The sequence below is a fragment of the Paenibacillus sp. CF095 genome, assembly GCF_900101225.1.
GTDB lineage: Bacteria > Bacillota > Bacilli > Paenibacillales > Paenibacillaceae > Paenibacillus.
Genome location: NZ_FMZN01000001.1, coordinates 399,396 through 424,927 on the forward strand (window position 1 = coordinate 399,396; position 25,532 = coordinate 424,927).

The 25,532-nt window shown below is 44.7% G+C and carries 24 protein-coding genes; 14 read left to right on the plus strand and 10 right to left on the minus strand.

Annotated elements, in window-relative coordinates:
- Window positions 1-352: 352 nt before the first annotated feature.
- Window positions 353-673 carry a hypothetical protein gene (locus BLS69_RS01785; protein WP_091028206.1) on the plus strand — a complete coding sequence of 107 codons (321 nt, stop codon included), beginning with the start codon at window positions 353-355 and terminating at the stop codon, window positions 671-673.
- Window positions 674-1,139: 466 nt separating this feature from the next.
- On the plus strand, window positions 1,140-1,679 hold the full coding sequence (locus BLS69_RS01795) for a DJ-1/PfpI family protein (protein ID WP_256332206.1): 540 nt from the start codon (window positions 1,140-1,142) through the stop codon (window positions 1,677-1,679).
- A gap of 782 nt (window positions 1,680-2,461) precedes the next feature.
- Here the strand turns inward: BLS69_RS01795 and BLS69_RS01805 are convergent.
- Complete coding sequence (locus tag BLS69_RS01805; protein WP_091028211.1) at window positions 2,462-3,316, minus strand: sulfurtransferase; 855 nt, start codon at window positions 3,314-3,316, stop codon at window positions 2,462-2,464.
- Between the two features lie 63 nt (window positions 3,317-3,379).
- Complete coding sequence (locus tag BLS69_RS01810) at window positions 3,380-4,324, minus strand: DMT family transporter (protein ID WP_091028213.1); 945 nt, start codon at window positions 4,322-4,324, stop codon at window positions 3,380-3,382.
- Between the two features lie 221 nt (window positions 4,325-4,545).
- Here BLS69_RS01810 and BLS69_RS01815 point away from each other — a divergent pair, with 221 nt between their 5' ends.
- From BLS69_RS01815 to BLS69_RS01825, 3 genes are all read left to right on the plus strand, one after another.
- Window positions 4,546-5,454 (plus strand): polysaccharide deacetylase family protein, encoded by a 909-nt coding sequence (locus BLS69_RS01815; RefSeq protein ID WP_256332208.1) that lies wholly within the window; start codon window positions 4,546-4,548, stop codon window positions 5,452-5,454.
- A 37-nt stretch (window positions 5,455-5,491) separates the two neighbouring features.
- On the plus strand, window positions 5,492-6,145 hold the full coding sequence (locus tag BLS69_RS01820; RefSeq protein ID WP_091028217.1) for a YkyA family protein: 654 nt from the start codon (window positions 5,492-5,494) through the stop codon (window positions 6,143-6,145).
- A gap of 142 nt (window positions 6,146-6,287) precedes the next feature.
- Window positions 6,288-7,178: a hypothetical protein gene (locus BLS69_RS01825; RefSeq protein WP_091028219.1), complete on the plus strand. Its 891-nt coding sequence runs from the start codon at window positions 6,288-6,290 to the stop codon at window positions 7,176-7,178.
- A gap of 266 nt (window positions 7,179-7,444) precedes the next feature.
- Here the strand turns inward: BLS69_RS01825 and BLS69_RS01830 are convergent, their stop codons facing one another.
- Window positions 7,445-8,617, minus strand: a complete 1,173-nt coding sequence (locus tag BLS69_RS01830; protein ID WP_091028221.1) for a mannitol-1-phosphate 5-dehydrogenase — start codon at window positions 8,615-8,617, stop codon at window positions 7,445-7,447.
- A gap of 47 nt (window positions 8,618-8,664) precedes the next feature.
- Window positions 8,665-9,333 (minus strand): HAD family hydrolase, encoded by a 669-nt coding sequence (locus tag BLS69_RS01835; protein ID WP_091028223.1) that lies wholly within the window; start codon window positions 9,331-9,333, stop codon window positions 8,665-8,667.
- A 502-nt stretch (window positions 9,334-9,835) separates the two neighbouring features.
- On the opposite strand from BLS69_RS01835, the gene BLS69_RS01840 reads away from it, so the two are divergent.
- The 6 genes from BLS69_RS01840 (at window position 9,836) to BLS69_RS01870 (ending at window position 16,839) form a co-directional block, all read left to right on the plus strand.
- Entirely contained in the window at window positions 9,836-10,762 is a 927-nt protein-coding gene (locus BLS69_RS01840) for an ADP-ribosylglycohydrolase family protein (protein WP_091028225.1), read from the plus strand.
- Window positions 10,763-10,788: 26 nt separating this feature from the next.
- Window positions 10,789-12,036, plus strand: coding sequence for an MFS transporter (locus BLS69_RS01845; protein WP_091028227.1), 1,248 nt, complete (start codon window positions 10,789-10,791; stop codon window positions 12,034-12,036).
- Between the two features lie 404 nt (window positions 12,037-12,440).
- Window positions 12,441-13,388 carry an alpha/beta hydrolase gene (locus tag BLS69_RS01850; protein ID WP_091028229.1) on the plus strand — a complete coding sequence of 316 codons (948 nt, stop codon included), beginning with the start codon at window positions 12,441-12,443 and terminating at the stop codon, window positions 13,386-13,388.
- Between the two features lie 216 nt (window positions 13,389-13,604).
- Window positions 13,605-13,787, plus strand: a complete 183-nt coding sequence (locus BLS69_RS01855; protein ID WP_249912092.1) for a hypothetical protein — start codon at window positions 13,605-13,607, stop codon at window positions 13,785-13,787.
- A 130-nt stretch (window positions 13,788-13,917) separates the two neighbouring features.
- Window positions 13,918-14,616 carry an RNA polymerase sporulation sigma factor SigK gene (sigK, locus tag BLS69_RS01860; protein WP_090915017.1) on the plus strand — a complete coding sequence of 233 codons (699 nt, stop codon included), beginning with the start codon at window positions 13,918-13,920 and terminating at the stop codon, window positions 14,614-14,616.
- Window positions 14,617-15,477: 861 nt separating this feature from the next.
- Entirely contained in the window at window positions 15,478-16,839 is a 1,362-nt protein-coding gene (locus tag BLS69_RS01870) for an amino acid permease (RefSeq protein ID WP_091034789.1), read from the plus strand.
- Between the two features lie 59 nt (window positions 16,840-16,898).
- Here BLS69_RS01870 and BLS69_RS01875 read toward each other — a convergent pair whose 3' ends face one another.
- Complete coding sequence (locus tag BLS69_RS01875) at window positions 16,899-18,083, minus strand: serine hydrolase domain-containing protein (RefSeq protein WP_091028235.1); 1,185 nt, start codon at window positions 18,081-18,083, stop codon at window positions 16,899-16,901.
- A gap of 170 nt (window positions 18,084-18,253) precedes the next feature.
- Here BLS69_RS01875 and BLS69_RS01880 point away from each other — a divergent pair, with 170 nt between their 5' ends.
- Window positions 18,254-18,706, plus strand: a complete 453-nt coding sequence (locus tag BLS69_RS01880) for an Lrp/AsnC family transcriptional regulator (RefSeq protein WP_091028237.1) — start codon at window positions 18,254-18,256, stop codon at window positions 18,704-18,706.
- A 102-nt stretch (window positions 18,707-18,808) separates the two neighbouring features.
- On the opposite strand, the gene BLS69_RS01885 is transcribed toward BLS69_RS01880, so the two are convergent.
- The 4 genes from BLS69_RS01885 to BLS69_RS01900 all read right to left on the minus strand — a co-directional run bounded on the left by BLS69_RS01885 (window position 18,809) and on the right by BLS69_RS01900 (window position 22,706).
- Window positions 18,809-20,014 (minus strand): MFS transporter, encoded by a 1,206-nt coding sequence (locus BLS69_RS01885; RefSeq protein ID WP_091028240.1) that lies wholly within the window; start codon window positions 20,012-20,014, stop codon window positions 18,809-18,811.
- Window positions 20,015-20,159: 145 nt separating this feature from the next.
- On the minus strand, window positions 20,160-20,999 hold the full coding sequence (locus BLS69_RS01890) for an alpha/beta hydrolase (protein WP_091028243.1): 840 nt from the start codon (window positions 20,997-20,999) through the stop codon (window positions 20,160-20,162).
- A 56-nt stretch (window positions 21,000-21,055) separates the two neighbouring features.
- On the minus strand, window positions 21,056-21,502 hold the full coding sequence (locus BLS69_RS01895) for a MarR family winged helix-turn-helix transcriptional regulator (RefSeq protein ID WP_256332209.1): 447 nt from the start codon (window positions 21,500-21,502) through the stop codon (window positions 21,056-21,058).
- A gap of 139 nt (window positions 21,503-21,641) precedes the next feature.
- Complete coding sequence (locus tag BLS69_RS01900) at window positions 21,642-22,706, minus strand: ABC transporter substrate-binding protein (protein WP_091028245.1); 1,065 nt, start codon at window positions 22,704-22,706, stop codon at window positions 21,642-21,644.
- A 133-nt stretch (window positions 22,707-22,839) separates the two neighbouring features.
- Between BLS69_RS01900 and BLS69_RS01905 the strand changes: the two genes are divergently transcribed.
- On the plus strand, window positions 22,840-23,949 hold the full coding sequence (locus BLS69_RS01905; RefSeq protein WP_091028247.1) for a FecCD family ABC transporter permease: 1,110 nt from the start codon (window positions 22,840-22,842) through the stop codon (window positions 23,947-23,949).
- A 2-nt stretch (window positions 23,950-23,951) separates the two neighbouring features.
- The gene (locus BLS69_RS01910) at window positions 23,952-24,719 is read left to right on the plus strand and encodes an ABC transporter ATP-binding protein (protein WP_091028250.1); all 768 of its coding nucleotides are present in this window, start codon (window positions 23,952-23,954) and stop codon (window positions 24,717-24,719) included.
- A gap of 126 nt (window positions 24,720-24,845) precedes the next feature.
- Here BLS69_RS01910 and BLS69_RS01915 read toward each other — a convergent pair whose 3' ends face one another.
- The gene (locus tag BLS69_RS01915; RefSeq protein WP_091028253.1) at window positions 24,846-25,475 is read right to left on the minus strand and encodes a TetR/AcrR family transcriptional regulator; all 630 of its coding nucleotides are present in this window, start codon (window positions 25,473-25,475) and stop codon (window positions 24,846-24,848) included.
- Window positions 25,476-25,532 lie beyond the last annotated feature (57 nt).

Sequence of the window (25,532 nt, forward strand, 5' to 3'; positions counted from 1 at the left end):
ACTTCACTCGATTTTTGGGGGAGAAACGCGACCTAATGACTTTATAAATTATGTGTAATAATGTAATGTCGATGTGAGGGAGTGTGAAAAAATGGATATTCAAAAAGCTACGGAAGAAAAGCTTGAACGTAAAATGCAAATGGGAGTTCCGATTGAAGAAACTATGCTTGAAGGTCTGATACAAAACTAAATATTGAAGAACAGCGAAAAAAAAATAAAAATCTCATTGAAAGCTCATTAATTTTTTCAGAGACGTCTCCAAATAGCCAACTTATGAATAAAACTATTTATATTCGAATTCCCATCGAGGGTGTTCTAGCTATAGAACTAATGGATGGAATAAATACACTGGATGAAATATCGAATTTATAAAAAAAAGAATCACGATGTTGAGGTAGATATTATTGATTTTGTGGAACCTTTATTAGAGTTAAACCTGATTCATAAATTTAATGATGAAGTCTTGGTTGCTCTTAAGGCAAGTAACAATGAAGGCAGAATTAGAGAGAAGGTTGGTAGATTCTTCTTTAACAAATTGGCAGTTCTCATTTATTTAACTTTTTTTATTGCATCTTTAATTATTTTTACGTACAACCCTGAATTTCTTCCGTCTTATCAAGATTATTTTATTTTTAATGAGTCAGTTGGTTTAAGTTGCTTATTCTATTTTTAATATCATGGAGTTTAACGATTTTGCATGAATCTGCCCATTATTTTGCAGCAGTATCACTCTGGGTGCCAGTCAATTTTAAAATAAGTATAAGATGGTTTTGGATGGTTATTGAAGCCAACATGAACTCTTTGTGGTCGATTGAAAGGAAAAAAGATATTTGCCATTTCTAGCGGGTATGGCATGGGACTCAGTGATTCTTTTGCTTGCGCTCGTGTTCCAGTACATCTATCAACAGGATTTAATAATTGTAGGATACATGAGACTGATAGTCCTCATACAAATATATAAGTTTTTATGGCATCTTCTCATTTTCTTCAGAACTGATCTTTATTATGTTTTAATCACTATTACAAATTCTTCGAAGGACAATTGTGATAGTTTTGGCCTTCTTCAATCTGGCTCTATGGATTGTGGTTGCTTACAACCGTTCTAAAGAGTTAAAAAAAGCAACTTGAACTAAAAATACATGAAAGCAGGTGTAAACATTAATACTCATGTCTTAATCTACGACGGGTTTGTAAATTTTGAAATAATGCTGGCAACTTATTTAATGAAAACTCAGGGGGAAATTATAACAGTGGGTTTAAATTCCGAAATGGTCAATTCTTATGAGGGCTTAATTGTTAAACCCCATAAAGATATAAAAGAAATTGATTTTGACGAAGTAGAAATACTGCTTATTCCAGGAGGAGATATTGGCGCAATAGAAGGAAATCATCAGCTAACATCACTTATCAAGAGACTGGATACTAACGGGAAATATATTGGTGCCATTTGCTCAGGAGTTGAACTTGTTAAACAAGCAGGGGTTTTAGAAGGAAAGGAATTTACTGAAAATAGAATAAACAATGACGAAACATACACAGTTAGTCAGAACATAATAACTGCAAAAGCCAACGGATATGTAGATTTTGCGATTGAGCTAGGCAAAATGTTAAATATTTATTCCGACGAAGATGATTATAATGAAACAATCAGATTTTTTAAATATTTTGAGAATAACTAGTTATATGAAATGAGTTCAATCGTTGTTATCTATGTAATGACCACCCTGAACTATAAACTCAGTTATTAATGGAGTTTCACCATGTACATTTAATTGCTGTGGGTCTATACCAAGATCAAGAATTAAATCTACTTCAGCACTCTTATCAAGTTGTGAACAAAGGTATAGTAGGCTGATTCCTTTAAAGTCGCACAAATTTGGATTCAGACCGTTGTTTAACATTAATTATTTAGATGTGCTAGGAGGTTGTGATCCTCGTTTAAAAAATAGGACACGCACAATAGTGAGAGCCACCAAAAGTATTACTTAAACATAATTTGTGCAGTGTTGTATGCTGTAGCATGTTAACTCTGTTATTTTTCTGTGAACTTTCTGCTATATTGAAGGAGGTGTGTCTACCTCTCTCTATTTTCATCACACTAACAGTGGTTGTTGAGTATCGGACTTTATAGTCTTTATATATACTATTGCTATTCACTAAATTGTTCATAGCATCGTACACTTTTTTACATACTGGTACATTTTTAGCTGGTGGTGTTACACGTTTGTTAAAAGAGAAACGTGAACGATCTTCCAGTTTTACCACTTGCTAAGTTCTCGTTCAAGCTCATGTTCGACGGGGTTGTGGATGTATCTGAGATCATATAAACAAGCTCTCGATGAAGAGCTTCATGTAATTATTTTAAGAGCGTCAGCGTTGTTTCCTCGTTGACTCCGAACATAGAAAAATACATCGCCGGGGCAGATAAGCCACCTGGCGATGTATTCAAATCGATATACTGCTATACGTCTTTGTCCGCTTCCGCATTATCTATAGCCACTGGATTCTCCTCATAACTAATCCAGTCGCTCCAGCTCCCGGAATACAATTTCACATTTGTATATCCCGCTTCTTCCAGTGCAATCACGTTCGGGCAAGCCGACACGCCGGAGCCGCAATACACGATAATCGCACCATCCTTGTCCAGCTTACTGAAACGCTCTTCTAACACCCCAGTATCTGTCCAACGTCCATCCCAATCCAACACATCTTTCCAAAAATAATTCACCGCACCCGGAATATGTCCGGCCTTGGCATCAATGGGTTCCTCCAGACCCGCATAGCGGCGAGCATCGCGAGAATCGATGAGCACGGAGCTGCCACTTGCCGAAGCCTGCTGAACATCCTGGGCACTTGCCAGCATGGCTGGCTGCACATTCACATCAAAGGAAGACGGGATCTGAACCGGCACATCCGTTGTAACTGGAAACTTGGCATTTTTCCAAGCGGAGAAACCTTCGTCCATGATATATACCTGCTCATGTCCCATGTAGCGCAGCAGCCACCAAAGACGAGATGCATTCATCCCGCCTTGATCGTCATAAGCAACAATCCGACTATTGGAGCCGATGCCAGCTTTGGATAGACGACTTGCGAGCACAGCCGGATCAGGAAGCGGGTGACGTCCTCCGTGCGCAGAGACAGGAGAGGATAGATCTTGTTCCAAATCGAGATAGACAGCGCCTGGAATATGTCCAGCTTCATAGGCTTGTCTTCCAGCCTCTGGCTGACCGAGCAAGAATCGGCAATCGGCAATGACCACATCCGGTTCGTACATTCTGGCGAGCAGCCAACGCATGGATACAATATTTTTCATCAAAATACACCGCCTTATGAGAGTGGTAGAGTCGTTTATAACTATGCATTACGAATGAATTCGTTATACCGTGGTAGGTTCAACAGGCCCTTTGCCAGCGATAGGAGCATCAGCAGGAATGGGTTGAGGTTTGGTTTTACCATATCGAATGAAGATCCATACCCCGAATATAATGACAACCCCGGCAGACATCTGTAATGCACTGAGGGATTCGCCGAGCAGCATCCAGGCCAGCAATGAAGAAAATACGGGTTCCCCCAGTACGCCCATGGATACCGTTGTGGCATTCATATATTGAAGCAGCCAGTTGAAGAGATAATGTCCAAAGATCGTTGGCACAATGGCGAGCAGCAGGAAGATTCCCCACTCTGACGCAGCGTAACCCCCAAACGGGTGGCCCATGATCAGATTATATACCGCCAGCGTGCAAGCAGCCACGAAGAATACCCAGAAGTTATACGAAAATGCACTAAGTCCCGCTCGCAAAAATTGACCCAGCAGCATATGGACAGCGACTGCAATTGTGCCAAGTAAAGACAGGATATCACCTTGCAGGGCAGTACCTGCCAACTGGAAATCTCCTGCGCCAATAACGATTGATCCAAACAGGGCGATGCCCATGCCGATGATCATCATGCGGTTAATTTTGGCTTTGAACAGCCATACCGAACCTGCCAGAATCAGTATAGGCTCCAGCGCAAGAATAACTGTGGAACTGGCAACACTGGTGAGCCGCAGCGAACCCATCCAGAGCAGGAAATGAAGGGCCAGCATCACACCGGATGCAAGCAGCAAGCCCCACTGCCGGAAGCTCAGCCGCATCATCTCATGTCTGTATTTCCAGACAAAAGGCAGCATTAGCAGGTTGGTCAGAAATAGACGGTACATGGCAATGACCGCAACATCTGCGGTAGACCAGCGTACAAAGATCGAAGAAAAAGAAATGGCAATAATGCCGACAAAGAATAACAGATAGATGGATCTGCCGGCACGGTTCAAGCTTGTCATGGGTGTAGCTCCTTCATGATTCTGATGGCGTAAATCACTTCATTATACAGGAGAAGGTAACCGCAGGAAAGATAAAGAGAACAAAGAGATAAGTAGATTGTAACCGGGCTTGTAACTATTCTGTCATTCTCCCGATCCATTTTTCTATTAATCTTCTATATAGAGACATGAAACGAGATAATATACCAATAATCGGGAAAAAATGAAAGTAAGGAAGTGGCATGAAAGTGAGAGTCCAACAAGAGAGAGCGGGAGAACGTGGAAGTATTCCGCCCAGCACAAGTCGCGCTAAAACACATAAACGAAGAAAAATCCGGTATGGAAGGATTAGCATAGCTCTAATGCTCCTGGTACTGTTCGTTACCGGTGTAACATATATATTCCTTGGCATGACGCATTGGATCAAAAGCGTTGTGGCGCCGCCTCCAATGACTGTAATCGAACAGCCCGCCAAGCTCGGCATGATACAAGTTACTCCGGATGCAAAGGAGGAGCCGGTACGGTTCCAGGGTCAGGTTCGCAAATTGGCATACATAACGTTTGATGATGGCCCAACTGAATATACGGAACAACTGCTGGATATTTTGAAGCAGCATGAGGCGAAGGCTACCTTTTTCATGATCGGACGTCAGTTAAACCAGCATCCAGAAGCAGTAAAACGGCTGTTGAAAGAAGGCAGTTACCCTGGACTCCACAGCATAACGCATAACTATAAAAAGCTGTATAAGAGTGGGAGCTCTGCGAACTTTGTGAAAGAGTTCAAGAAAGAGCAGAAGATGGTGCAAGACCTAATTGGTTTTACACCTCATCTTATTCGTGCGCCTTATGGCAGCAGTCCACAGATCGGTGAAAAGTTCAGAGGTGACATTGCGGCGGCCGGGTTCAAAATGTGGGACTGGACGACAGATTCACTGGATTGGAATCTTCCCGGTCAGCCGGATAAGATTGTGGCCCGCGTGAGCAAAAGTGTACATCGGGATAAGGAAGTGATTCTGATGCATGAGCGAGAGCAGACGGTTCAGGCTTTGCCACGTATTCTGAAGCTGCTCGAAGATCGAGGTTACGAGTTCGAAGTATACGATCCGGATGCACATTGGATAGCGAATTTTAGCGGAGATACCCGCTTGTAATATAACAACAAAATGATGCAAGAGAGGAAGGGCTTGGGTGCTAACGAGTAAAAAAGTGGCGCTTGCGGCAGTTAGTGTATTGCTAATTCTGCTGGTAAGTGGTTGTGGAGATCCGCAGGAGCCTGCGGCAAATCAGATAAACCAATTGGTGCTCAGCGGTCAGGAGATCGACCAGAGTTTGAACAAACTGAGTAGTCACGAGCAGGAAGATATGAACTTATACAAGTCTATTTTAGACAAAGGCAAGAATAAAAACAGTGATCTCGAAGCACTGCTGGATCAGGCAGCAGATCATATTCATGAACGAAGAACGTTGTTGAAACAGGCGGAAGAGGCCATGAAACAGACCAACGAGAAGACGGTGGCCCTGCGCAGTTCATTGGAAGAACTATCATTTGAAAAAGAAGAAACGTTGGCACAGGCTGAAAAGGTGCTGGATCAATATGAAGCAAGAGCACGTGCATTGGAAAATTTTGTTGCCTCGTATCAGCTGAGTCTGAGTGCAGATGAACAGTTGTATGATCTGATGAGAGAAAGTGCAGAACCTAATCTGGTTAAGATTAAGCGAGCCATTCGGGTACGAAATAGCGAATATGCGAAGCTTGCTGAATTCCGAAAGCAATTTAACCTCCAGACCAAAGCATTTAACGGAGCCAATGCCAAACTGGTACAGATGGATCAAGCCAGTTAGGTAGAGGACTACAATAATCGTTCAGACATTTTGCATGATTGAGCTGCCTGTCTCCCGTGTAAGTACTAGTATACAGCCAAGCCAATGGATGAGAAGCAACATGGACAAGCATCATTGCGTATAAGCTAACGGAGGTGTTCATATGCGAAAAAGAAATACAATGAAAGTCAGTGCATCATTCCTGGTTTTACTTATGGGATTCTCGCTTGTGGCCTGTGGGAACAGTAATCCTGCTGCACAGCCACCAGTGAATAATACGGAAGAACGGTCACCAGCACCGGAGCAACAACCAAATGAAAGTGCTGCAATAGAAGCAGAAGGTATTCTGACTGGATGGGCTGATCCGCATACCGTTGAGATTCGAGTGAATGAGAAGCCGATGTCATTCCAGGTGAGTGAAGATCTGCAGAAGTCTCTGGATGATATTGATGACGAAGATTCCGTTCGCTTCAAATATGTAGAGAAAACGATTGATGCAACAACGAAACAGTTGGTACTTACAGAGATTGCAAAGATGGAATCGAGTGATGAGAATAACGGTTCCAATGCAGGCGGTACAGTAACGTCCGATCGTCCGAAGACTTCAGAGCTGGAAGTGACGGTAGAAGGAATGACCGAAAAACGCCCAGTGACATTGGCACAAGCGAAAGGTTATTCACTTTATGTGTTTGAACCGATGGCTTTTGACGCGGAAGACCATGAATTAACAATGAAGATTGATCCGGATTATGAGATAGAGATTGAGAAGCTGCCGGCGAATTACAATCTGGATGCGCTGAAGATGGATGCCAAGGAAGAGTTGTCCGAGACCGGAGAAGTGAAACAATTAACGGCGGAACAACTCAGTAATGGGCCAATGAAGGATGCAAAACTGTACATGATGTCCCAGAATGATAAGAAAACAGAGTACTTTATTGTGAAAGAACTGGACGGCAATGGTTTCGTTTTCCACATCCAAGCACCGATTGGTGAACCTTCGGAAGGTTTCCTGCCAATGGCCTATGCATCCCTCAATTCCATTATGAATGAGTAGAAAAGGGATGAGTCACGTGGTTACGCCGAACGCCGAACGGATAAGTAAATTATAAAGATTACCTAAAAGCGTGTTTCCTCGAGAGAGGAGATACGCTTTTTTATTAGCTACACTACCATATAGAGTGTACCGTGCCATGTAAAGACAAAGAGCCGGAAGGAACAGTGCCATGCATAGGTTCCTCCCGGCTTCTTCACCGTGTTTTATTCAGTTTGCGGGATCGAACCAATAACCTTGATAGGACTTGATAGGACTGATAGGCATATTCAGGTTAGTATCGTCGATTCCTTACGCCCTCTGAGTTCCTGATAGCTGGCGATTACATTCTGATGAACGGGATGTTCGTTGGGAATTCCCATGCTTTCACGGATAAAGGCGGAGACGCCATCTTCGCGAATCATGTGTTGTAGCTTCATGGCTTCCTCGTCGCGTTTGTCATTGAACAGCATTGCGGCTGCCATAGCAGAAGTTAAATGAGGTATGTCGATTCCGAATTCACTGGCCTGCATCGCTGGGCGAACAAGCCGATCATGAGGCGAGAGCTTGCGAAGGGGGGAGCGTCCAACCCGGGTGACCTGATCCGTCAGGTTGGGATTGGCGAAGCGTTCCAGTATGGTGTCGATATATTTATTATGCTTCTGTGCGTTGAATCCGTGCTTCTGCATGAGCATCTCACCGGTCTCTTCCATAACATGGCGTACCTTGGCCCGCAGGGTGGAGTTGCTCATAACTTGCCGGATTGTCTTGAATCCTTCGAGATATCCGAAGTATGCGGCAACACAGTGGCCTGTATTCACCGTAAACATTTTACGCTCAATATAAGGTTCAAGGGAGTCCACATAGTGGACACCATCAATTTTCTTAAAACCATCCAGAAGTGCTGGACGATGAACGACCCATTCGTAAAAAGGTTCAACAGTGACCTGCAGCGGGTCCTTGTGGTTTTGGGCCGGAACAATCCGATCCACAGCTGCATTGGGGAAAGAAACATAACGTTCCGCTTTATTACGGGTTTTTTCATCCAGGAATGGATAGATGCGTTTCTTCAGCCGGGTGCTGCCACCTATAGCATTCTCGCAAGCGATAATATGCAGTGGCGCCTGGTTATTGTTTTTCATGCGAAGTTGAATGCCTTTGGCAATAGGCTCTGCGATATCTCCGAGTGCAGATACACCGACGGCGGTTGTGATCAGATCGGCTGAAGCGATCTCTTCAGCAACCAGATTCTGCTCACTTACGTTGATAGCCGTCACGTTGTTGACAATCGTTGTATCCTGTTCGCTGTTGGCAAGTGTAATCGGATATTCCTGTCTCTCTTGAAGCATGGAGATTTTCTTCGGGTTACGTGCGACAAAGCAGACTTCGTAGTCGGAAGCGGACAACATATGACCGATAAAACCGCGGCCTATATTGCCCGCACCAAAATGTACAGCTTTCATGTGTGAACTCCCCCTTTAAGGATTAAATCGCGAAATTCGTGCAGACCTTAGACGGTAGTGACGAGTGGCTTCGAAATCAAATCGTTAAATGAGAGGTCAGTCAAGCAAGACAGCCGTTGGTGAGGCATATCGAATTCCAGTGTTCCTGTGATGGTATTCGAGATGACTACGCAGTGCATACCAGCCGCAGCAGCTGCACGCGCGCCGTTAGGTGAATCCTCAATCGCTACGGCTTCGTCTGCAGTTACTCCAAGGGCTTCAAGCGCTTGAGTGTAGAGTTCCGGGTCAGGCTTCACATTTGCAACATCATCTGCCGTACGAATGACTTCAAAATAATCTTTCAGTTTCAGTTGTTCCAGATGCTGTTCAACCCAATCCCGTTTGGAGCTGGATGCTACAGCGAGTTTCAGTCCGGCTTCACGTGCTTGTTCGAGATATTCCTGAATACCAGGACGAACCTTCTCTTTGTTCATCAATGCAGCGTGCTGCAACTGAACGGATTCCCTGAACGCTTCCCGATCGATCGGAAGATTCAAATCTGTGATGAGGTACTCATACGGATTAAATGTTTTCAGACTGGTACCGATGCATTGTGAATACATCTCCAGGGTTAGATCCACGCCGTGTTCCTTGTAAGCATCACGAAAAGCAATATACCATGCTGTCTCTGTATCAATAATTGTTCCGTCGAAATCAAACACCAGTGCCTTAATCATAAATTTGTTCCTCCTGTTTCAGAATTAGTTTGGGTATAAAAACGAATGAAAATTTTCTGCAAATTCATTTCCGTATATTCATTAACCTGCGGGAAGTTAGTTGACGCAGTAAATCGAAAATGAATATTAATTTGGGAAAAATATGCGTTTTAAGCTAATAAAACCGTAACATAGGACAAACTGAGGGGTCAAGCGCGTTATGATTGTTTACATTGAAAATTTTCACATATATGATTTGTTTTCAGAAAATGATGAACGTTGCAAACCGTTAACCCCTTTGCATGTAAGCGGTGTACCGAATAAACTGTATTTTCAGCTCAAAAAAACAAAACTTTTTTTATGAAAATTTGATAATCAGGCCGTTCAACAGCTTTCGACACTTTTATAATAGAAGAAATGGAGCTTAATTGATTGGATTTTATTAGCTTTACGCCGGATCAAGCCGTGTGGGAGAATGGAAGAAAGATTCTGAAAGTACATGGAGTAAGGGAGGAAGATAAGGATGCTGCAAAAAGACCGTTTCAATGGCTGCTTCATCGGGCTTGCAGTGGGTGATGCGCTCGGAACTACCGTGGAATTCAGCAGCCCTGGCACGTTTGAACCTGTAACGGATATGGTGGGAGGTGGCGTATTTGGGCTGGAGGCAGGGCAGTGGACAGATGATACATCCATGGCTCTATGTCTGGCAGAAAGTTTGGTACGCAAGGCAGACTTTGATCCTGCGGATCAGATGCGCAGATACGTCAATTGGTACAAGGTCGGGTATATGAGCAGCACAGGCGATTGCTTTGATATCGGCGGGGCCACCCGAAGTGCCTTGGAGAGGTTTGAGGTAACTGGGGAAGCCTACAGCGGATCAACTGACCCGATGACGGCTGGCAATGGCTCTATTATGAGGCTTGCGCCTATCGCGATGGCTTACGCTAATCAACCAAACGAGGCGGTCCACTATGCTGGGCTGAGCTCTCGGACAACACATGCTGCAACGGAAAGCGTGGAAGCATGTGAAGTGCTGGCCGCCATAATTGTTGCCGGTCTGCGCGGAGCGGACAAAAACGTCATGCTGATGCCGGAGACATGCAGACAGTGGAGGGAAGAGGTTTCTTTTTTACCCGCTATTGAAGAGGTTGTTAGGGGCTCCTATCAGAGGAAAGAACCGCCCGAAATTAAGGGCAGTGGCTATGTGGTTCGTTCACTTGAGGCAGCACTATGGGCGTTCCATAAGTCGGCAAGTTTTGAAGAAGGCGCATTGTTAGCTGTGAATCTGGGTGATGATGCGGATACTACAGGTGCGGTGTATGGGCAGATTGCAGGTGCTTATTATGGACTGAGTGGTATTCCGGCACACTGGCGGGACAAGCTGGCTATGCGTGAAACGTTCGAACAACTAACAGATGCCTTGTGGTTGAAGGCGACAGAACATCGTTGATTAAGAGATAGGAGAAGAGAACATCTATGAGCACGACTGGACACACAATACAACCACAGGTTTCACAGTCAGGTAAACGAGGGGCGTTTCCATTGTCCCTGTTATGCTTGACTATTGGAGCTTTTGCGATTGGTATGACTGAATTTATTATTATGGGCCTGCTGCCCAATGTAGCAACAGATTTAAATGTAAGCATTCCACAGGCAGGACAACTCATTACGGGATATGCGCTGGGTGTAGCGGTAGGTGCCCCGATATTAACCGTATTTACACACAAGATTCCACATAAGAAACTGCTGGTGCTGCTTATGTGCATTTTCATTATCGGTAACGCATTGTCTGTCATTGCTCCCACATACGGGTTGTTAATCTCGGCACGGATATTAACGGCATTTGCCCATGGTACGTTCCTCGGTGTAGGTTCAATCATGGCAACGCGGCTTGTTGCACCCGAGAGAAGGGCAGGAGCAGTATCCGTTGTTCTTGCAGGGCTTACAATTGCGAATATTATTGGTGTTCCGTTTGGTACGTTTATCGGGCAACAGCTTGGATGGCGTTCATCTTTCGGGGCGATTACGATCTTGGGCATCATTTCGTTGATTGGCATCATTCGTTTTATTCCCGTGCTCCCGCAAGGAGCACCAGCAAATCTCGGACAGCAATTTCGAAATTTGGTTCGTCCCCAAGTATTATTGGTTCTGCTTGTTGGAGCGATGGGATGTGGAAGTTTATTCGCCGTGTTCACTTACATCACGCCGATGCTTGTGGACATTAGTGGTTTTGCCGAACAGAATGTGACCTGGATTCTGGTGCTCTTTGGCTTCGGCGTTACCTTAGGGAACATGGTTGGCGGCCGTCTGGCGGACTGGAAGCTGATGCCTTCCCTAATCGTCAATTTTGGGATACTGGCGGTGCTTCTGGCTGCACTTACGCTTACCCTGGAGAACCCTTATCTTGCTGTAATCACTATATTCTTGTGGGGCGTTGCAGCTTTTGGCATTATGCCGGGATTGCAGATTCGAATCATGAATATGACCCGCGAAGCGCCACTGCTCGCGACAACATCAAGTCACTCCGCATTTAACCTGGGGAATGCAGGCGGTGCCTATCTGGGCGGGTATGCAATTACCCACACGGGTCTTATATCCGTACCTTTGTATGCAGCAGTTATTGCCGGATTGGGTTTGCTAGGACTGCTCTTCAGTCTGTTCATGGAGCGTAAACATCATGGGCCAGAGATTGTTGAGGTTGCAGAGGCAGCGTCGGCAAGTTGAAAATGAAAACGGTTCGCCTCAATTCTTCCGTTGAAAACGGAGAGTTGAGGTTTTTTTATATCATGATGAGATCCGGAGTTGGGGAAGCGAATAGAGGGTATGGTGGTGTGCAGAAGTATACTTTTTAAAGTATAAGATATAGTTATTTAAGTTTTTTGATGATGTACAAGTCTTGGGAGGTGATATAATAAAATTGTAATTGGAATTAATTGTAAATTATGGATCGTGGATCTTTACTTCCATATTGGGAAAGGCAAAGGATGCAGGTCCGTATTCATGCGTGGAAAGGAGGAACTTTACTTTAAAATGTAAGGGCTTTCAATTGAGGTTTTGTGTGTATCTGAAAGACCTGTTATGAGGTTTGTACACGGTTGAAAATCATATTCCAAAGGAGATTGATATTGATGAGAAAACGTATGTCCAAGATTCTGAGTATCTCCATCACAGCAGCACTCCTTGTACCAACGATGGCGTCTGCAGCCGATATGCAGGAAACTCCAGCTACAACCCCCATTCAGGCGGTGATCGATCAGGGAGCGACCGGCACCATGGATAATACGGGACAAAATGCGCTGGCTAACACTCCGGTTGTGCCTGCACCGCCGGGTTATGATGCGTATCGTAACAATATTCCACACGGCAATACCAATCTGATCTCCTATTATTCCACAACGGTAGGCAATACACGGAAAGCGACGGTGTATACACCGCCAGGATATTCACAAAATAAAAAGTATAACGTCCTGTATCTCTTGCACGGTATCGGCGGAGATGAGCATGAGTGGGTAAACGCCATGAAACCGAAGAACATTCTGGACAACCTGTATTCTGAAGGTAAGCTGTCAGATATGATTGTTGTCATGCCGAATGGCCGTGCCATGAAGGACGACCGTCCAGTTGGTGACATTTTTGCTCCGGACAAAGTGGCTGCGTTTGAACGATTCGAGCAAGACCTGTTGAAGGATTTGATTCCTCATATCGAGGCCAATTATCCGGTGTACAAAGACAAGAATAGTCGTGCGTTGGCCGGTCTGTCCATGGGTGGTGGGCAGTCGCTTAACTTTGGATTGAAAAATCTGAATACCTTCGCCTGGGTAGGGGCCTTCTCGGCTGCACCGAATACGCAATCTGTATCGCAGCTGGTTTCCAACCCGGGACAAGTTGCCAGCCAACTCAAATTGCTCTGGATCTCCTGTGGATCAAGTGATGGTCTGTTATGGGTCAGCCAGAATTTCAAAAACGGCTTGAGCAGCATGAACATTCCGCATACCTGGTATCTGGATGTAGGTGGACATGAACCATCTGTCTGGAACAGCGGCTTGTATCAGTTCTCACAACGAATCTTCAAGTAATTAACCGGTATTCCTAGGGATTCTCAGATATTTACTGGGATTCATATTGGATGAGCCGCAGCCTCAGTTCTGTTTTGTACAGAGCTGGGGTTTTTGTTATGAATCAAGTCATCGGAATGGAACATATGAGGTATTTTTATTTTTGGGGATGGGGTTAATGAGAGTGTAAGTAATGGTTTAATTGATTACATAGGTAGTGTTAAGAAGGAGAGGGATATGATGTTTTATTACAAAGGTGCGTTCCGTGAAACGGACAATGTGATCTATTTTAAAAGCGATGTTTCATTAGCTCAGAATGATGTTGTACTATTTGGTGAAAAGAAGTATTTTATCGAAAGTGTGGAAAAAGAATTTCTCCTGCTTCAGCGGGTGGGCTCCATTGTTTCTGTGAGTCTGTGAAATCTTCGCAAGATCATCCCCTTTTTCAAGTGTACGTGCACTTCTGGGCCTCTGCCTACATACAATAGATCGACCCTGTTCCCACATGTGCTCAGGCCAGATCGTTGTAAAACTGCAGGAGGTGTCATCTGTGCCCGGATTGTTTACCGCAATTGCTCTATTCATTAAAGAGTTAACGTTACTCGTCTCGTATGTCAAAAATAATGCGTTCCCCCAGCCACTGGCTGAGGATGATGAAGCCAAACATTTGCGCCTTATGGCTGAAGGCAATGCTCACTCTCGCAATCTGCTCATTGAACACAATCTGCGCCTCGTCGCGCATATCGTCAAAAAGTTCGACAATACGGGTGAAGATCAAGAGGACTTGATTTCCATCGGAACCATTGGTTTGATTAAAGCCATAGAAAGTTTTCAACAAGGCAAAGGTACAAAGCTTGCCACATTTGCCGCTAGATGTATTGAAAACGAGATACTTATGCATCTGCGTTCCCTGAAGAAAACACGCAAAGACGTATCCTTGCATGACCCCATCGGTACGGACAAAGAAGGCAATGAAATTACATTGATCGATATCCTTGGGACAGAAGCTGATGATGTCGTAGACCGGGTACAGCTCAAGATTGAAAAAAGCAAAATTTATCGCAATCTAGACATCCTGGATGACCGGGAGAAGGAAGTTGTGATCGGTCGATTTGGCCTGGAAGCAGGCGGGGAAGAACGAACTCAACGCGAAATTGCGAAGGAACTGGGCATCTCACGTTCTTATGTATCCCGGATTGAGAAACGAGCGTTAATGAAGCTGTATCATGAGTTTTATAAGCAAAAGTAGTGGCTAGTTAAAAGCGCTTTTCGTTAAAAAGATGGTGTTTTCTGAACCTATCGTATCTGTAGCGAGATGCATTAAGATTGAAAATTTGATACACCGCGCTCTCTGAAATTGGTACGGACAAAGAGGGCAATGAAATTACACTGATTAATATCCTCAGAACAGATTGAATAAGCAAAAGGAATAGCTGAACAGATTAGAGGGCGCCTTTAGCGGGAGCCCTTTTTACTGTGAAGATAATTAAAATTGGTCTATATAGTATTGATTATTTGGGATTATAACCTAAATAAAGGAATTTATCTCCCTGTTGAAGAATATCTTGTAAACAGACCAATTTAATATATAAGGAGTAACTCATAATGAAGCAGCTTTTTCAGAAAACTCCACTGTGGTTTTTGTTAATCTGGATCGTAGGATTTATGATGATCGTGTTCAACTCGTTTCAATCAAACTCGGGTACCACTAACTTGCTTGCATTAATCATGATTAATGTTGCTAATGCTATTCGAATTTGGAAAAACGAACGTTCATTAGCAATTACCTTTTTAGTCGTTGCCGCTCTATGCTTGGCTTATATTTTTAAATACTTCTATAGATATGTATAATCAGCATGACATGGCATGAGGATAATAAAGGAATGTACATAGGCTGATGATAGTATGGATCGAATGCAACTCAAGATTATAAAAGCAAAGGGCATGAAATACGAGCGTATCAATAGGACTCCTCTTACAAAGGTGGCCTATTTGCTGTGCAAAAAAAATATATAAATGAGGGATATGTATTCTGAGCAGATTATTATATGATGAGTAATAATATTTTGCATCGTAGAGAGCATTTGCAGAAAGAGAGTGGTGGTTGATCATGCAGCAAGAAACGTTAACAAGGGGATTAAAGAACAGGCACGTGCAGTTGATGGCGATCGGAGGTGCGATCGGTACAGGTCTGTTTCTCGGGGCAGGCAAAACGATCCAGCTGACAGGGCCATCCATCTTGCTGGCCTACATCATTACGGGTGTAGTGTTGTTCCTGATCATGCGTGCATTGGGGGAGCTGCTGTTAAGCAACTTGCAGTATCATTCCTTTGTCGATTTTGTGCGTGATTACCTGGGAAATATGGCGGCATTTATTACAGGCTGGACCTATTGGTTCTGCTGGATCTCCATTGCCATGGCTGATATTACGGCCGTTGGTTTATATACGCAGTTTTGGTTTCCGAATGTACCTCAGTGGATGCCAGGGTTAATTGCGCTGGTCATTTTGCTAATTATGAACTTGGCAACGGTCAAGTTGTTTGGTGAGATGGAATTCTGGTTTGCCCTGATTAAAGTCGTGGCTATTCTGGCACTCATTGTTGTTGGTTTATATATGATTTTCAAAGGTTTTACAACGGATCAGGGTCCAGCCAGCTTCACCAATCTGTGGAGTCATGGGGGATGGTTTCCGAATGGACTGCATGGCTTTATCATATCGTTCCAGATGGTGGTGTTTGCCTTTGTAGGCATGGAACTGGTAGGACTCACAGCAGGGGAAACGGAGAACCCAGAGAAGGTTATTCCGAGAGCAATTAACCAGATTCCGATCCGGGTACTGCTGTTCTATGTTGGGGCATTGCTGATTATTATGAGTATCTACCCGTGGAACGCCATTGTGCCTACTGAAAGTCCGTTTGTACAAGTGTTTGCCGCTGTGGGTATTGCGGCTGCCGCAGGCATTGTGAACTTCGTGGTACTGACTTCCGCAGCTTCGGCTTGTAACAGTGCCATTTTCAGTACAAGCCGTATGGTGTTCTCCATGGCAAAGGATCGCAACGCACCCGAGTCATTTGCACGACTGAATAACAGGAAGGTTCCTTCCAACGCGCTGTTTTTCTCTACGATTGTTATTTTGATCGCAATTGTTCTAAATTATATCATGCCAGAAGGCGTATTTACGCTGATCACGAGCGTGTCTACCGTGTGTTTTATCTTTGTCTGGGGCATCATGGTGATCTGTCATCTCAGATATCGTCGTACTCAGCCCGAACTGGCGAGTCGCAGCCGCTTCAAACTGCCACTATATCCGTTCTCGAACGTTTTGATTTTAGCTTTTCTGGCATTTGTGCTGGTAGTATTGGCTTTGGCTGAGGATACGCGTGTTGCACTGTTTGTCACGCCGGTGTGGTTTATTCTGGTTGCTGGGATCTACCTTCTCAAAAAGAGAAACTTGAGCAATAGCAGACAGTAGAACTTAGCTTTGATCATAAATATACCCGCCCAATCAGATTGGGCGGGTATTTATATTGTTTATATTCTTGCAGCCTTTTTGCACTCACGAATGCCTGCGTAGATGGCATCACAGATATCGGTAGTGTACAGGCCAGACATCCCTTCAAGTGCCGTATTGGTGAATGCTGCAACACTAAGTTCTTCTTTTGGATCAACAAACCAGGAATGGCCGTAGGTTCCACCCATCCGCCATGTACCCGGGGATTCCGGTGTACCAGCTGCAACAGGATCTTTAAGTACTGTAAAACCAAGGCCAAACCCTCTTCCTGGCCAATACGGCATGACGAGTTCACCGATTTGATTGGTAGACATCTCAGCCGCAACGGCTTGTGTAAGGAGAGGCTGTCCTCCTTGTCGCAATGCTTCAAGTAAAGTAAGAAAATCTCCGGTACTTCCAACCATACCTGCTCCGCCCGACAAGTAAGCAGAAGTACGATTCGCACGATTGGGTGACAGTCGGAAGCCAGCAGTACCCTCAATAAAAGGAATCTGCTCCAACTCCTTATGAAGAAGACGCGGTTCTTCAGAACCATTAGCATATGCGGCTGTCAATCGTTCCGAATCCACCGCAACAAAGTCAGTGTCCGTCATGTGGAGTGGATGAGTAACCAGCGTTTGAACAGCTTCTCGTAGTGACATCCCGGTTACCTTTTCGATAACGGCACCAAGTACATCTGTCGCAATGGAATATCTCCACATGTTGCCTGGCTCATACAGAAGTGGAGCAGAAGCCAGCCTTTGCAGATTCTCCTCCAGACTAATTTCAGACCAATCCATTCCGTCCGATACTCCTGCAAGCTCATAGGTTCCCTGATCTTCTTGGAAGAAACGGTATGTCAAGCCTGCGGTGTGCGTCATCAATTGATGTACTGTTATTAAAGCATCCTGACCATTAGCAAGTTTGGGCCGGAATGCAGGTAGCCAGTGAGTCACCGGATCATTCAGACTCAACTTTCCTTGTGAGATTAATGCCAGAGCTGCAGTTGACACAATGGGTTTGGTAACGGAAGCAAGTCGAAACAGAGCGTTTTCTGCCATGGTACGTTTTTGCTCCCTGTCTGCAAAACCAGCAGCCCGGCTGTATATCACTTCTCCTCTTAATGCAACTTGTACAACCGTTCCCACGATTCTATTTTCGCTTATAGCGCGGTCTATTGCCTGATCCACATAAGTATGTAATGTGGTGATGTGTTCTTTTTCCATTCTTATCTTCCTCTCATCAACTGATGTGATTAATTCATTATTGTGGCTGTGTTTATTATATAAATGATTAATCTTGTATTACATGGATTACTAAAGGTATTATAGTGAATTATCGAATATACTTAAGGTAATTTGTGAATATATCTTATGTATTTAAAGGAGTGAATCACATGGACGAAATAGATCAGCATATTCTGTATCACTTGGAGAATCAGGCGAGATTATCCATGACCGAATTAGGCAAATTAGTAGGACTATCTCAACCAGCTGTTACTGAACGAGTCAAACGAATGGAAGAAAAGGGCGTTATCGAGGAATATCGTACGGTGATCTCCCCATCCAAATTGGGCAAGCAGAGCACGGCCTATGTTCTTTTTCGTACGCGGGATTGTTATCCTTTCCTGGATTTCTGTCGTGCGTCACCTGAAGTTGTGGAATGTTATCGGATAAGCGGGGAGTATAATTACTTACTGAAAATCCTTACAGACACGATCCAGGGACTCGAAGAGTTCGAGAATAAGTGTGATCCGTACGGCACTTACATGACCTTAATTACGATGTCTTCTCCGATTGCACATAAAAATCTCATGGAAGGACCGAATCTACTGGCACAGGCAGAATAAGACCGCAGTCTATAAAACTATAAAATGAAATGCAAAAGAGGAGTTCACATCAAGTGAACTCCTCTTTTGTCCTACGTGTAACTCATGCAAAATGCCTGCCTGTTATTTTACTTTGGGAAATCCATATTCATAAGCCCGCATAGCTACGAGCAATGCAGGGATCAGCAAGATAAACAGCGATCCGGCAAGGTATCCTGCTCCAAATACTTCAAGAAGGATGCCCCCGATGATGCCTCCTCCACCAATCGCCAGATTCCATGCTGTAACCAGCATCGATTGGGCGACATCTGCACTTTTGCCTCCGGCTTGAGCAATGGCAGTTTGCAGTAGTGTGGCAGCCCCGCCAAACGTAAGTCCCCAGATCATAATGCCAAGGATAATAATCACAGGTTGATGAATACCGATTCCCATCACGACAGACGCCAGGGCGAATGCTGCCAGGCTGATGATTACTAATCTCCTCAAAAATCGGTCAATGAGCATTCCGGTTAACCAAATTCCCACAATGGAAGTGATACCGAAAATGAGCAAAATCAAGTCTACTCTGTTAGCAAATACCGTCTGGGCAAGGTAGGGAGAAATATAGGTGTAAAGGATATTATGGGCAAGCATCCAGGCCAGAACAACAAACAGAATGGGCCTAACGCCGGGAATTAAAAACACTTTATGCAGGGGAAGACGTTCTCCGGCTGGCTCTCCTGCAAAATCCGGCATTTTCCAGAGAACCCATACGATTAAAGCTGCGGTCAGAAGAGATACAATCCCGAAGATGAAGCGCCAGCCGATATAAGAACTAAGAAAACTACCGATTGGGACACCCAGGGCTAACGCCACCGGAGTGCCAACCATAGCCACAGCCATGGCCTTGCCTTTTAACGAATCCGGGACCATCCGACGAGCATAACCTGCTGTCATCCCCCATAACACACCTGCAGAGACCCCGGCCATGAAACGAGCAGCAAGTGTCAGGATATAATCTGAGGATATGGCGGTAACGGTGTTAAAGACAAGAAAGCCGCTAATGCATGCCAGCAGTAAAGGTCTGCGTCTCCATCCACGTGTAGCAGCAGTCAAGGGAATCGCAGCAATAAGTGATCCAATGGCATAAAGAGTCACCAACTGTCCAGTGAGGGCTTCAGTGACCCCCAAGTCTTTTGCAATTTGCGGCAGCAGTCCCGCGGGCAGGCTTTCAGTGAGGATGCATATGAATCCAGCCATGGCTAAAGCAAGTAGCCCAGCCCACGGAAGGCGTTCTGAAGATATGGAAGGCAGCTCCCTTTGCTTGGGGAGGGATGTGTTAATGGCCATGAATAAAAACCTCTTTTCTTATCGTTTAATTCTATCCAGAACTATGCATATAAGCTTATCTAAATAAATCAAACTTTTGCATACAGGATTAAAGGTAAGAAGGAGGTTTTAACATGGTATTTATTTTATTTTGTGAGTTTCTCCGTTAATTCAAAAGATACTGTCTGTTCAACCATCCAAGGATGAGTTGGACAGGTTCCATGTACCGTTGGCCTACCAGTAAACCCGTATGTGTTGTATCCCAGAGTCCGGCGTATTCGGCATGTAGCTGCTTGGCAGTTAATTTGCCTCTCTGATCTTCGTCTTCACAGGAAACAGCCTTGATCACCAAGCTGGGGCAACAGATCAGATCACCATTAATGGATACTCCATCGGCTCCACACAGAACTGAAAAGGTAGCAAATGCCTTCGCAGACTCCGTTTGCAGATATTTACGCTGAAAAGCAATGTCTTCTGCCGTCTCATCTATACTGGTCAGTTCATCACGGACAGGTGCAGGCATGATGATCCCGGGTGTGATACGATTGCTTTCCGGGTAGGGGATTAGCTCATGGACTTCCTTGCTCAGACTGGCGTCAATCACAACCAGGCCTGCCAGGGTAACGGTTTCTGCAATCTTTTGACTGAGAATCCCACCCATGCTAAAGCCAATGAGAACGGGAGGTTCGTTGAACTCGGCTAACACTTCACGAATATCCTCCAAATAATCGTCAAACGTAATCTTTGTCATGTCCATGACCCGACTCTTGTAGTGACTTCTCAGGTTCATGACATAACAGGTCCAACCGTGCTGGACAAAGTGGGGGATATATTTGCTCCACATCCAGCTGCCTGTGTATGCACCGTGAACGAACAGCAGTGGGGGCTTCTTGGTCGTTGTTTCTTCGTCATGAGGCGGGGTTCCTTGGAATATTTCCAAGTGTAAATCATGTTCTCCGATCTTCTTTACTTCATGTTCCGGTAATAATTGAGTGTAGTCCGTCATACCAAAAACCTCCTCTAAACTATTAGTTTGGTATCAAACTATTTCTCCAAAAAAAATTAGAAGTTGCCATGAATTTTCATTAAAATTCGAAGCAGTTCTTTTTTCTCCGCTTCCGTAACGTCCGCATAGAACGCGTCCAACATGCGCTGAGATATCTCTTCAAAGACAGGCTTTAATTCTTTGCCTTTTGCAGTCAAAGCCACATGAACAACTCGTGAATCTGTTGCATCACGCTCCTTGAGGACGTATCCTGTCCGCACCAATTTGTCCACAAGTGCAGTCACCGTGGATTTATCCTTGCCAATTTTTTTGGCGATTTCAGCCATAGTCATCCTGTGATTATTGTACAGGGCATAAATAATATCCCCATGAGACGTAGCGAGATCCTGGATTCCCTGCTCAGCCATCTCGGCTAGGATAAAGCGGTTGACCTTCTCTTTAATTTTGGATATGAGTGAAATAGCGTCTCTTGTTTTCATATGTGTAATATAGTTTGTTATCAAACCAATGTCAAGCTTTGATCCGTGATTTCTTGCATTCACGGCATAAAAAAGAGCAGTGAGAACTTCTTCTCCTGCTCCTTTGTTTTTATTTCATTGTAATACTTCACTGCAATATTATATTACCAACCAACGCCTGGGATTACTTAATCGGATTAGCTTTCATTTCCTGTCCCATTTTCTCAATACCATCCAGAATTTGATATCCATAACCCCAGAACTGGCTGAAATCTGTGACATAGATCTGTTTGTTCTTGATTGCGTTCATACTTTGCAGGGCAGGATTGGCATACAGATTTTGAATCAGCTTGTCGATATCCGGTGAACCGGCATACGCGGACAAAAGAAGATAGTCTGGATTCGCTGTGATCAGTTGCTCAACACTTACCTCACCTTGCACACCATCAAACGTATTTTTCAGCTTCAACAGACCAAGTGCATCAAGCTGATACGTATCGTTCTGCATGCTGCTTACCGTAATGGTGTCTTCTGTAGCGGGTACGATGTAGGCAAAAGTATGCTCAGGCTGATCGGCTACACTTGCCTTAATGGCTTCAACACGAGTCTTCAGACTTTCTGTGAATGTTGCGGCATTTTCTTGAACGTCGAAGATCTGCCCAAGTTGTGCAATATCGCTATACAGGCTATCGAGTGTGCCTTTGTGATTCGTCGTTTGCAGGAACGTGCGGATATTCATTTCATTCAAACCATCGACGGTACCCACGCCCCAGTCTGCATCAGCGAACAGGTCGCCCCGTCCGAGTACCAGATCCGGGCTTGCACCTACAACCAGCTCTTTACCTACATAATCCTTGGACAGTACCGGGATTTTGGCGAAATCATCAGCCACATCGGGTGTAACGGAACCGTATAGAGCAGCAACACCGACCATTTTATCGGTCAGACCTAATTTGATGAGCATCTCAGCCGCAGATTGAGTATTCGCAACCACACGTTCAGGTGCTTTATCAAATACTTGCACTTTTGGTTTCCACTCGCCGCCCTCACCCGAGATTGTGAAGTTCTCAATGGTGAGCGGGTACGTCGTTTTATTTGTACTCTCAGCAGGAGCTGAAGTTTCTGTCGTATTAGTTGTTGAAGTTGTTTCTTCGGCAGGGGAAGAAGTTGAAGCATTCGAACAGGCTGCAAGCAGCAGTAACAGGAGACTTAGAGCAGCGATGCCAATAGTTCTGGATGTGAATTTCATTAAATGATGAACCCCTTTTCTATGTGTTTTAAATTGACAAAGATAATCATTCTCAATTATAATCCGAGAAAAAGCTTTGTAAATAGCTATATTTAATTTGTTCTACATTTTACGCGAATTGATGGGGGAAGAGATGGCACAGACGGTTCAGGTTCAGACACAACGTAGGGGGAAAAGAGAGTCTCTAATTCATAGTAAATCCGGGTTTGCTTTACTGATCGCAGCTTTAATCATTATCACGATTATTTCTGTAGGTGTTGCAGTCTCCATTGGACAGGTACGAATTCCGCTGGCGGAGTCATATCGTATTCTTTTATACAAATTAACGGGATTTCAGTGGGGGACAACACCCATTGAAGCAGGCTCCTTTACCGATATTATCTGGCAGATTCGCTTTCCTCGTGTGCTGATGGCGATGTTTATCGGTGCAGGCTTGGCCTTGTGCGGTGCTGTTATGCAGGCTGCTGTGCAGAATCCGCTCGCTGACCCTTACATACTGGGTATATCCTCAGGCGCTTCACTTGGAGCAACCTTTGCAATACTCATTGGATTTGGTGCGATTGGGTGGCTTGGTCAGACGGGGGTTGCTTTCTGGGCCTTTGCCGGAGCGATGGGTGCGTCCTTACTGGTCCTGACTTTGGCAGGGATTCGGGGGAAAATGACGTCGGTCAAGCTGGTGCTTGCCGGAATGGTGATTAACGCGTTATGCAGCGCTTTTTCAAACTTCATTATTTATTTTGCCAACAATGCTGAAGGCATCAAAACGGTGACATTCTGGACCATGGGCAGCCTGGCGGCTTCCGGCTGGAACAAGCTTCCACTCGTGGGTATCGTCGTACTGGTTGCGATTCTATTCTTCCTTTTACAGTCCAGAGTTCTTAATACGATGTTATTGGGGGATGAAGCAGCCGTTACACTGGGCATTAATCTGAGTGTGTACCGCAGGGTGTACATGCTGTTAACCGCTTTGGTGACAGGAGTCATGGTGGCGAGCTGTGGCATGATTGGTTTTGTCGGACTCATTATTCCGCATATCGTCAGAGGTCTGGTGGGTTCCGACCATCGTAAAGTGATGCCTGTATCCGTGCTGTTTGGTGCCATTTTCCTTATCTGGACGGATGTTATTGCACGATCCCTCATATCCAGCGTGGAGTTACCGATCGGTATTATTACAGCCATGATTGGTGCGCCGATGTTTATGTATATGCTGGTCAAAAAAGGCTACGGTTTTGGAGGAAATTAAACATGAAGCTGAACGTAGAAAATGTATCCATCTCTGTGCTGAACACGGACATCATCAAGGATATTTCATTACAGGTGAACGGCAAACAGTTTGTCGGACTGATCGGACCGAATGGTTGTGGTAAGTCAACGCTGCTCAAGAGCATCTATAAAGTGATCAAACCGCAGCAAGGCAAGGTTTTTCTGGACAATACCGATATTCTCAAATCCAGTCCAAAGCTTGTTTCCAGACATATGGGCGTTGTCGGCCAGTTTAATGAATTGAGTTTTGATTTTACGGTACGTGAGATGGTCATGATGGGCCGTACTCCACACAAAAAAATGCTGGAGACGGATAATGAACGTGACCACGAAATCGTGGAGCAGGCTTTGGAAAAAGTACATCTGACTGGACATGCAGACCGCAATTACGTGTCTCTGTCTGGTGGGGAGAAACAGCGTGTGGTATTGGCGCGTGTCCTGGCACAGCAACCCCAATTCCTGATCCTGGACGAGCCGACGAACCATTTGGACATCAAATACCAACTTCAGATTCTAAATATTGTCCGTGGACTCGGCATTGGCATATTGGCAGCGCTGCATGATCTCGAACTCGCCGCAGAATATTGCGATTATCTCTATGTGGTGAAAAAGGGACAGATTGTGGTCCACGGCAAACCGGCTGATATCCTGACCCGTGAAATGATTGGTGAGGTATTTGATGTAGACTGTGAAATCTATGAAAATCCGGTTACGGGTGGCTTGGGAATTGCTTATCTGAGTACACGTTGATATGTCTAGTGTTCCAGTGAACTGTCTTTCTAGCTGATTTTCAGCTTGGAAGGCAGTTTTTTTTGTGTTTAGCTTTCTTCTCAGAGGAGGTTGGTCAAGTTAGCCTCTGGCTCCAGAACAGGCAGGTCAGGAATGGGGGGAGCGTGTATCCTGGGCCTGCGCGCCCATGGCCGTGTAGACACCTAGTCGGGCAAGACGGGTAAGCTGCAAAGCCATATGATGGGGAGAGTATACTTTGTTGTTTTCAAGCCATTTATGAATAATTCCGCTGGTGGAGAAGCTGAGATGATCGAGTAAAATGTCCAGCGGTACCTGAACCTTCTGATCCATCCCGAGTTGGGTAATCCGTTGAAAAAAATAAGCTTTAATCACCTCGTTCAGCCGGGTACTGAAATTGCCGACAGGATTGATCAGTAGCATGACCCGGTAGAACTCATCATGTTCAAAGATGTGCTCAAACAGGACCGCAAAGATCGGATCAGGCTCGGTAAAAGAAAGGGCCACATCCATGGCAGCAGAACGTTCACTGAGTACATGTTCCAGCAACTCCAATTTCTCGTTGACCATCTTGTCCAGTAAATCCTCTTTGTCTATAAAGTGGGCGTAGAAGGTTGAACGGTTGATGTTCGCTTGTTCAGCAATGTCCACGATGCTGATTTCCACGTAATCCTGCTTCTTCATCATTTTCAAAAAAGCTTCAGAGATCATGACACGGGTTCTGTAAATTCTTCGGTCAACACCTCGAGTTTCATTCATTCCATATCACCTCAAAAACAACAGATTAGGATTTTTTGTTGGTTAAGCAACATCGTC

Coding starts and splice junctions, on each gene's coding strand:
- BLS69_RS01815 (WP_256332208.1), top strand. CDS start 4,546: ATGAAAGTGAGAGTCCAACAAGAGAGAGCGGGAGAACGTGGAAGTATT.
- BLS69_RS01785 (WP_091028206.1), top strand. CDS start 353: ATGAAATATCGAATTTATAAAAAAAAGAATCACGATGTTGAGGTAGAT.
- BLS69_RS01835 (WP_091028223.1), bottom strand. CDS start 9,333: ATGATTAAGGCACTGGTGTTTGATTTCGACGGAACAATTATTGATACA.
- BLS69_RS01910 (WP_091028250.1), top strand. CDS start 23,952: ATGAAGCTGAACGTAGAAAATGTATCCATCTCTGTGCTGAACACGGAC.
- BLS69_RS01840 (WP_091028225.1), top strand. CDS start 9,836: ATGCTGCAAAAAGACCGTTTCAATGGCTGCTTCATCGGGCTTGCAGTG.
- BLS69_RS01885 (WP_091028240.1), bottom strand. CDS start 20,014: ATGGCCATTAACACATCCCTCCCCAAGCAAAGGGAGCTGCCTTCCATA.
- BLS69_RS01890 (WP_091028243.1), bottom strand. CDS start 20,999: ATGACGGACTACACTCAATTATTACCGGAACATGAAGTAAAGAAGATC.
- BLS69_RS01795 (WP_256332206.1), top strand. CDS start 1,140: ATGAAAGCAGGTGTAAACATTAATACTCATGTCTTAATCTACGACGGG.
- BLS69_RS01850 (WP_091028229.1), top strand. CDS start 12,441: ATGAGAAAACGTATGTCCAAGATTCTGAGTATCTCCATCACAGCAGCA.
- BLS69_RS01880 (WP_091028237.1), top strand. CDS start 18,254: ATGGACGAAATAGATCAGCATATTCTGTATCACTTGGAGAATCAGGCG.
- BLS69_RS01870 (WP_091034789.1), top strand. CDS start 15,478: ATGCAGCAAGAAACGTTAACAAGGGGATTAAAGAACAGGCACGTGCAG.
- BLS69_RS01825 (WP_091028219.1), top strand. CDS start 6,288: ATGCGAAAAAGAAATACAATGAAAGTCAGTGCATCATTCCTGGTTTTA.
- BLS69_RS01915 (WP_091028253.1), bottom strand. CDS start 25,475: ATGAATGAAACTCGAGGTGTTGACCGAAGAATTTACAGAACCCGTGTC.
- BLS69_RS01805 (WP_091028211.1), bottom strand. CDS start 3,316: ATGAAAAATATTGTATCCATGCGTTGGCTGCTCGCCAGAATGTACGAA.
- BLS69_RS01810 (WP_091028213.1), bottom strand. CDS start 4,324: ATGACAAGCTTGAACCGTGCCGGCAGATCCATCTATCTGTTATTCTTT.
- BLS69_RS01905 (WP_091028247.1), top strand. CDS start 22,840: ATGGCACAGACGGTTCAGGTTCAGACACAACGTAGGGGGAAAAGAGAG.
- BLS69_RS01900 (WP_091028245.1), bottom strand. CDS start 22,706: ATGAAATTCACATCCAGAACTATTGGCATCGCTGCTCTAAGTCTCCTG.
- BLS69_RS01830 (WP_091028221.1), bottom strand. CDS start 8,617: ATGAAAGCTGTACATTTTGGTGCGGGCAATATAGGCCGCGGTTTTATC.
- BLS69_RS01875 (WP_091028235.1), bottom strand. CDS start 18,083: ATGGAAAAAGAACACATCACCACATTACATACTTATGTGGATCAGGCA.
- BLS69_RS01845 (WP_091028227.1), top strand. CDS start 10,789: ATGAGCACGACTGGACACACAATACAACCACAGGTTTCACAGTCAGGT.
- BLS69_RS01855 (WP_249912092.1), top strand. CDS start 13,605: ATGATGTTTTATTACAAAGGTGCGTTCCGTGAAACGGACAATGTGATC.